At 33.5% G+C, this 5,426-nt stretch carries 8 protein-coding genes; 7 read left to right on the forward strand and 1 reads right to left on the reverse strand.

Going from position 1 to position 5,426, the window contains the following annotated elements:
- Positions 1-585: 585 nt before the first annotated feature.
- The 4 genes from ACHABW_RS25220 (at position 586) to ACHABW_RS25235 (ending at position 2,259) form a co-directional block, all read left to right on the forward strand.
- Positions 586-774: a hypothetical protein gene (locus ACHABW_RS25220; protein ID WP_435759733.1), complete on the forward strand. Its 189-nt coding sequence runs from the start codon at positions 586-588 to the stop codon at positions 772-774.
- 99 nt (positions 775-873) lie between these two features.
- Positions 874-1,242, forward strand: a complete 369-nt coding sequence (locus ACHABW_RS25225; RefSeq protein WP_435759735.1) for a hypothetical protein — start codon at positions 874-876, stop codon at positions 1,240-1,242.
- A gap of 281 nt (positions 1,243-1,523) precedes the next feature.
- A complete protein-coding gene (locus ACHABW_RS25230) occupies positions 1,524-1,874 on the forward strand; it encodes an HAD-IA family hydrolase (protein ID WP_435759737.1) in 351 nt (116 codons plus the stop codon).
- Positions 1,875-2,112: 238 nt separating this feature from the next.
- Entirely contained in the window at positions 2,113-2,259 is a 147-nt protein-coding gene (locus ACHABW_RS25235; RefSeq protein ID WP_435759739.1) for a hypothetical protein, read from the forward strand.
- Between the two features lie 149 nt (positions 2,260-2,408).
- Here the strand turns inward: ACHABW_RS25235 and ACHABW_RS25240 are convergent, their stop codons facing one another.
- Positions 2,409-3,101 (reverse strand): hypothetical protein, encoded by a 693-nt coding sequence (locus tag ACHABW_RS25240; RefSeq protein WP_435759741.1) that lies wholly within the window; start codon positions 3,099-3,101, stop codon positions 2,409-2,411.
- Between the two features lie 180 nt (positions 3,102-3,281).
- On the opposite strand from ACHABW_RS25240, the gene ACHABW_RS25245 reads away from it, so the two are divergent.
- The 3 genes from ACHABW_RS25245 (at position 3,282) to ACHABW_RS25255 (ending at position 5,368) form a co-directional block, all read left to right on the forward strand.
- The gene (locus tag ACHABW_RS25245) at positions 3,282-3,752 is read left to right on the forward strand and encodes a MerR family transcriptional regulator (protein WP_435759743.1); all 471 of its coding nucleotides are present in this window, start codon (positions 3,282-3,284) and stop codon (positions 3,750-3,752) included.
- Complete coding sequence (locus tag ACHABW_RS25250; protein ID WP_435759745.1) at positions 3,745-4,017, forward strand: thioredoxin family protein; 273 nt, start codon at positions 3,745-3,747, stop codon at positions 4,015-4,017. Before ACHABW_RS25245 ends, ACHABW_RS25250 begins: the two co-directional genes overlap by 8 nt.
- A gap of 493 nt (positions 4,018-4,510) precedes the next feature.
- Complete coding sequence (locus ACHABW_RS25255) at positions 4,511-5,368, forward strand: hypothetical protein (protein ID WP_435759747.1); 858 nt, start codon at positions 4,511-4,513, stop codon at positions 5,366-5,368.
- Positions 5,369-5,426 lie beyond the last annotated feature (58 nt).

Consider the following 5,426-nt stretch of genomic DNA (forward strand, 5'->3'; position numbering starts at 1 on the left):
TAAGATCAATCCTCCACAAACGGGCCAGATTGTTGAAGAACGGGGGTAGTTTTTTTCAATAAGGCTTTGCAATGACCTTTAACAATCAGGTGCTATTCTGTAAGAAGAATTGCGCCTTTTTTTTTGGTGTAAGGACAGATAATTGAATAACACAATTATGAATACTATCGTTAATTTCCTGACCTTACTGCGATCTACATTAATTCAAATCCCCCCTTTTATAAAGGGGATTACCACTACTATCCCAAAATATCAAAGCGAAACAATGAATGTCTCCTTCGACTGTTAGAGATAGTGTAGTAAGATGTAATCTATTTTCTTTTTCTATTATGAATACTGTAAAATTTCGGGTGATGTTGTGATTGGCGTTTTGCAGATTTGTTTTATTAGTCATATTGTCAAGGATTATGGGGGAAAATATTAAGTGTACATACGAGTTATAATCGGGAGTATAGCTGCCGAATTAACATTAAGAACAGAACTAAAGGGGCGTGAAAAATAGACAGTTATGTCGATCACTTTCGCCTTAGCTTAGTGATAATAGGTATCACAACCCAAAAATATCTTCTAAATAAAGGTGTGTGGATGATGATGAATAAGGATGTATTAGTGTGTGTACGCTATTATAAAAATGCAGAGAATCTAATTAAAAAGGGAACATTACTTGCTAAAGCTTATGGTGGTACTTGTTATTTATTAACTTTCTATGATGAAACCGATAATCAAAGAACATTTGAACGTACTTCTCAAGAGGAAATTATCAAAGATTGGTAACGTACATGCGGAGTAAAAAGAATAGAAGAACCGTTAAAAGGAAGAAAATTAAGTACGATTATATCCTTAATAGCCGAAGAGTATCAGTGTAATCATGTCATGATTAGACAGCCAATACAAAGTAAATGGGATATGTTTATACACGGATCAGTCGTAAATGAATTATTAGAGAAACTCACGAATGTAGATGTGACAATCATTGAAGTAAATCGTAAAAATATGGTTGAAGAGTCAGAGTACCAAAGTGGAATTCATGCTTTCCTATCACAAAACGAAAAAGGGTATTATTTAACGTATCAAAATTCGTCTGAGTCTGTGATGGAAGGGATTTTCTTTCCTAACCAAAAAACTGATTTTGAAACTGGAATATTTAAATCCATTGACAAAGATAACATCCATCTTATTAACATTTGTGAAGGAAAGGTCGATGATGTTCAGAGTGATGCAATAAAAAAAATAGTGAAATAATGACTTGAAATACTTCTGTAAGCTGCGAATTCGTTGCATTCTCTTCATCATTTTTCTTGGATGACATTATACGAAGAATTATTCCCGTAATGCAGTATCGATAGTGGAAATCTTTCACTTCCCTGGAAACTTTGAAGGAGTTTCACACAAGAAGAAAGTGCTATAGAATATACATTGACAAAATTAATGTATAAGAGTAAATTACGCTTAGTAGTATCATAAAAAATAAATACCTTTTAATGGCTGAATTTGTGTAAAAACAAAGCGGAGGAACCAATTTATTGATAAATAGAAACCTTGCAATTCTTTCCAATGGTTCGCCTGACATGCTAAACAATATAGTTGAAAATGCAAGCCTCTCCCATATTTTTTCTCATGTTATTAGTGTGGATGAACTAAAGATTTACAAACCTTTTATGGGAGTTTATCAATTAGCAGTAGCAAAGTTAGGAGTAAATAAAGAAACGTTATTTATAACTTCAAACTCATGGGATGCTTCGGGAGCTAAAACATTCGGTTATCAAGTTTGTTGGATTAATCGATTTAATAAACATTTTGACGAGCTAGGTGTGCAACCAAATATGGTAATTAAAAATTTAAATGAATTAGTCTGTAAAATGTTTTGTGACTAAATACTGTATATAAGAGCAGGATACTTAAACTAGATTGACGAATATATATAAACAAATAAATAATACGAGGAGGGTTGTTATGAAAGTTATCAAAGAAAATCGTGGATATGGTATTTTCCTTCTAGATGATGGATTTTCAATCGTTCATCCCGCATGACCTACTAGTGTTTGGAACATCGGCGATGTTCGAGATATTGAAACAAGACGAAAGCTTTCTGATGAAGAGGTAAAAATATATATGGAATTAATTGCACCTCAACTCCCTTGGGAGCAGGCTAAGGAAGAACTATGGAGAAATTGCTCTTCACTTGGTGATCCTGGAACAAAGGAAAAAGAACAAAATATACAAACGGCAATATTTGACCAAGGTATAGATACTGTCTAGTTGTGAGTAGGATGTTGTTATACGACATCCTGCTCACTTTTTTTATACCAACATACATACCGCTAGGACAGGGGTATTGCTTAAGTGACCTGGAAAGAATATCTAAAAAAAGAACTGTTTTGGACAGTTCTTAAAGAATTGCTATATTTTTAATGATACCTACCATTACCCATACTATCATCGACTATTTCGTTTACTTTTTCTACGGCTTGTTCCACCATTTCGTCAGCAATCATCACAACGTCTGTATCATATTTTTCTTCTTTTGACACATCGAACTGAAGTTTCTCAGCATAAGGTGCTGGTTTATTCATCATATGAGCCGACATAACCTCACAGAGAAGATCGCGCCCTTCTTCGGCATTTAACTTTCCTGTACAAATATCGTGCATTACGTTAATGGCAGTGAAATTAGCAGCCTCCATATCACAGCGAGAAGATACCTCGCCCTTTGTCTTTTCCACGATTATACTACCATCAAACTTCGCAAGCTCATTAAACATCTTTTGGGGGACCTTATAATTAATAACTTGCTCGATAACATCGGTATGGGGTTGTGGAAAGTCATGTGGGATTTCATCACGATAGACAATAGTCCGTTTCCACGGTCCATTGCTGTACCAGATTAATCGACTTGGAATCGCTTCATTCGGAGGACCATATTGTTCAATTGTAAGATTTGCCGATTTCTTTGACATAGCATTCCAATCATTAATAATCGTTTGAACTTTTTCCATATTTTCCGCAGTTTGAGTTATCTTTTCAGCTCCGCCAAAAGTTTGTACCTTTATATCGCTTGCCATTGAGATTGCAGCGGTTTTCCATTTTTCCTCTTGTTCCATAAATATTCCACCCTTTTCATCAATTTAGTTCTTCTTATTAGTATTTGAAGCATCTTGAAATAAATACAGTAAAGATCATGTTTTCCTTATTCAATAAACGGGGTGCGATAGCAGAACAGAGCTGTTGCTTCTTCAACTATTGAGCAGGATTGTTTAATTAAAAAATACATTAAATTACCATTGACCCTGTACTATGGTACGGGGTACATACTAATAACTGAGGAGGGAAAAGTCAGGGAAGGATTAACAATAAGCCAACTGGCTAAAGCCTGTGAGGTCAATATTGAAACCATTCGCTATTATGAAAGGCGTGGGTTAATTCCTGAACCTCCTCGTAATAAATCAGGATATAGAAAGTTTCCTGAAGGTGTTGTAAAAGACATTCTTTTTATCAAAAGGACACAGAACTTAGGATTTACATTAGAAGAAATAAAAAATCTGTTAAATGCTTCAAATGATGAACACTTTCGTTCAGAGGAAGTACATGATTTTGCAACAAGCAAAATCAAAGAAATTGAAGAAAAAATCGAAAGCTTGTACCAAATGAAAGTATTACTTGAGGATTTAGCGGGAAAATGTCCTCGTTCTGGGGTTTCAAAAAAAGATTGTCCTATTATTAAAAATTTTGAAGGAGTGAATGAAAATGGCTAAACGATTAGTAGAGGTATTTACATCAGGTTGTTATTTATGTGATGACGTTGTAAAACAAGTAAAAGACCTTGCTTGTGATAATTGCGAAGTTGTGATTTACGATTTAAATAAAGGTTGTGCAACAAATGAGTGCGTTGATAAAGCAAAAGAATACGGTGTACAAGCGGTTCCAGCCGTTGCAATCGATGGGGAACTAGTGGATTGTTGCAAAAACAATGGTGTAAATATCGAATCGCTAAAAGCAGAAGGATTAGGACAGGGATAGGTAAAAAAAGGGCAGTTTTGCCCTTTTTTTATTTTTAAATAAATGTTGATATTTAACTAAAGGGTGCTTATGTTGAATAGGAAAGACGAAAAAATGTCAGAGTCATTTGTTGCGCAGTACAAGGATACTATTCATTAGAAAAATGATCTTCAACAATCAGGCGCTATTGCTGAACAACGAGCAGTCACTTTTTTACTAAATGGATCAGAATAGTTCTAAAATAATTAAGAAACCTAGCTAATCTTCTCTTGTGAAGGTAGCTGGGTTTTTAAAGTTGAATGTGCAAAATAACACTTAAAATAAGCGAAATTTATCGGTCAAAGTGACAGTCATTTATATCATTGACTCTTTTTTGTATCAATGGGGTTTACTCTATTGATACGTTTATTCTATTAAATTGAAAGTTCTAAATATACGATGTAGCCATCTGTTACTTTTAAATTAATATGGTAAAATCATGTATATATTTAAAAAGTAACAGATGGGGGAAGAGATGAATATTAGAGGACTGAATATTAGTAAAAAAAATATTGCATATATATCATTGTTATTAATTGGATTACCACTTTTGATGGTAGGTTTAATGCGATTGAGTATGTTTTCATTTGCATTAGGAAGTACAGAAGGTTGGTTAAATTACTGGGGGGCGTACTTAGGTGCTATTATAGGGGCTGCTATTGTGTTTGTAATCACAAACCGACAAATGCAACTTCAAATATTAATGAATAAAGATAATATGGATCAGCAAAGACAGATGCAAATGTTTTCTATAAATAAACAAGCTGAACTAAATGATAAAAAAGAACGTGAGCTAATTGTTAGAAAGATGCAACTTGAGAAAATTGATATAGTTGCTCAAAAACTTATAGAAATAGAGGGGTTTAATTCTGTTCGATTTAACGTACTAAGAAAATATGTTGCTGAAAAAGAAAAACTAGATCGGTTGACTCAACGCCATAACGATTCTTCTAATTTATTTTTGGAAGGCAAAGAATATCTTTCCAAAGACAAAGAACATAATACTAAAGCAATCTATAATCAAAATAATAAAGTACATAGAATTCTTGAGGAAGAAACAGAATTGAGACAAAAAATTAGAATCCATTCAGCGATAATTAAATCCGAAAGTATGTATACAACAAATTTAGAAGAAAAATTAGATGGATTTAGAGGATATCAAACTGAAATTTTAAAATTATTCTACGACAATATAATAAATGGAAACTTCGAAAATTTCCTAGGTCTTATTGATCTACACGCTGATAAAACTCAAGAAAAAGTAAATCAAAAACTGCGCGAATGTAGAGAAGAATTAGATAATGAATTGCTAAGTTTTAAAAATGGCGTATAAAAGATCTATTAAGGCACTTAGCCGTAGCCACTACCCCTTTCATTACTTCCGAAGATGT

This window comes from Salipaludibacillus sp. CF4.18 (assembly GCF_051262595.1).
GTDB lineage: Bacteria > Bacillota > Bacilli > Bacillales > Salisediminibacteriaceae > Salipaludibacillus > Salipaludibacillus neizhouensis.

Bases quoted from the DNA above. Each gene is read 5' to 3' on its own strand.
- ACHABW_RS25220 (WP_435759733.1), top strand. From the start codon at position 586: ATGATGATGAATAAGGATGTATTAGTGTGTGTACGCTATTATAAAAAT.
- ACHABW_RS25240 (WP_435759741.1), bottom strand. From the start codon at position 3,101: ATGGAACAAGAGGAAAAATGGAAAACCGCTGCAATCTCAATGGCAAGC.
- ACHABW_RS25255 (WP_435759747.1), top strand. From the start codon at position 4,511: ATGAATATTAGAGGACTGAATATTAGTAAAAAAAATATTGCATATATA.
- ACHABW_RS25235 (WP_435759739.1), top strand. From the start codon at position 2,113: ATGGAATTAATTGCACCTCAACTCCCTTGGGAGCAGGCTAAGGAAGAA.
- ACHABW_RS25250 (WP_435759745.1), top strand. From the start codon at position 3,745: ATGGCTAAACGATTAGTAGAGGTATTTACATCAGGTTGTTATTTATGT.
- ACHABW_RS25225 (WP_435759735.1), top strand. From the start codon at position 874: ATGATTAGACAGCCAATACAAAGTAAATGGGATATGTTTATACACGGA.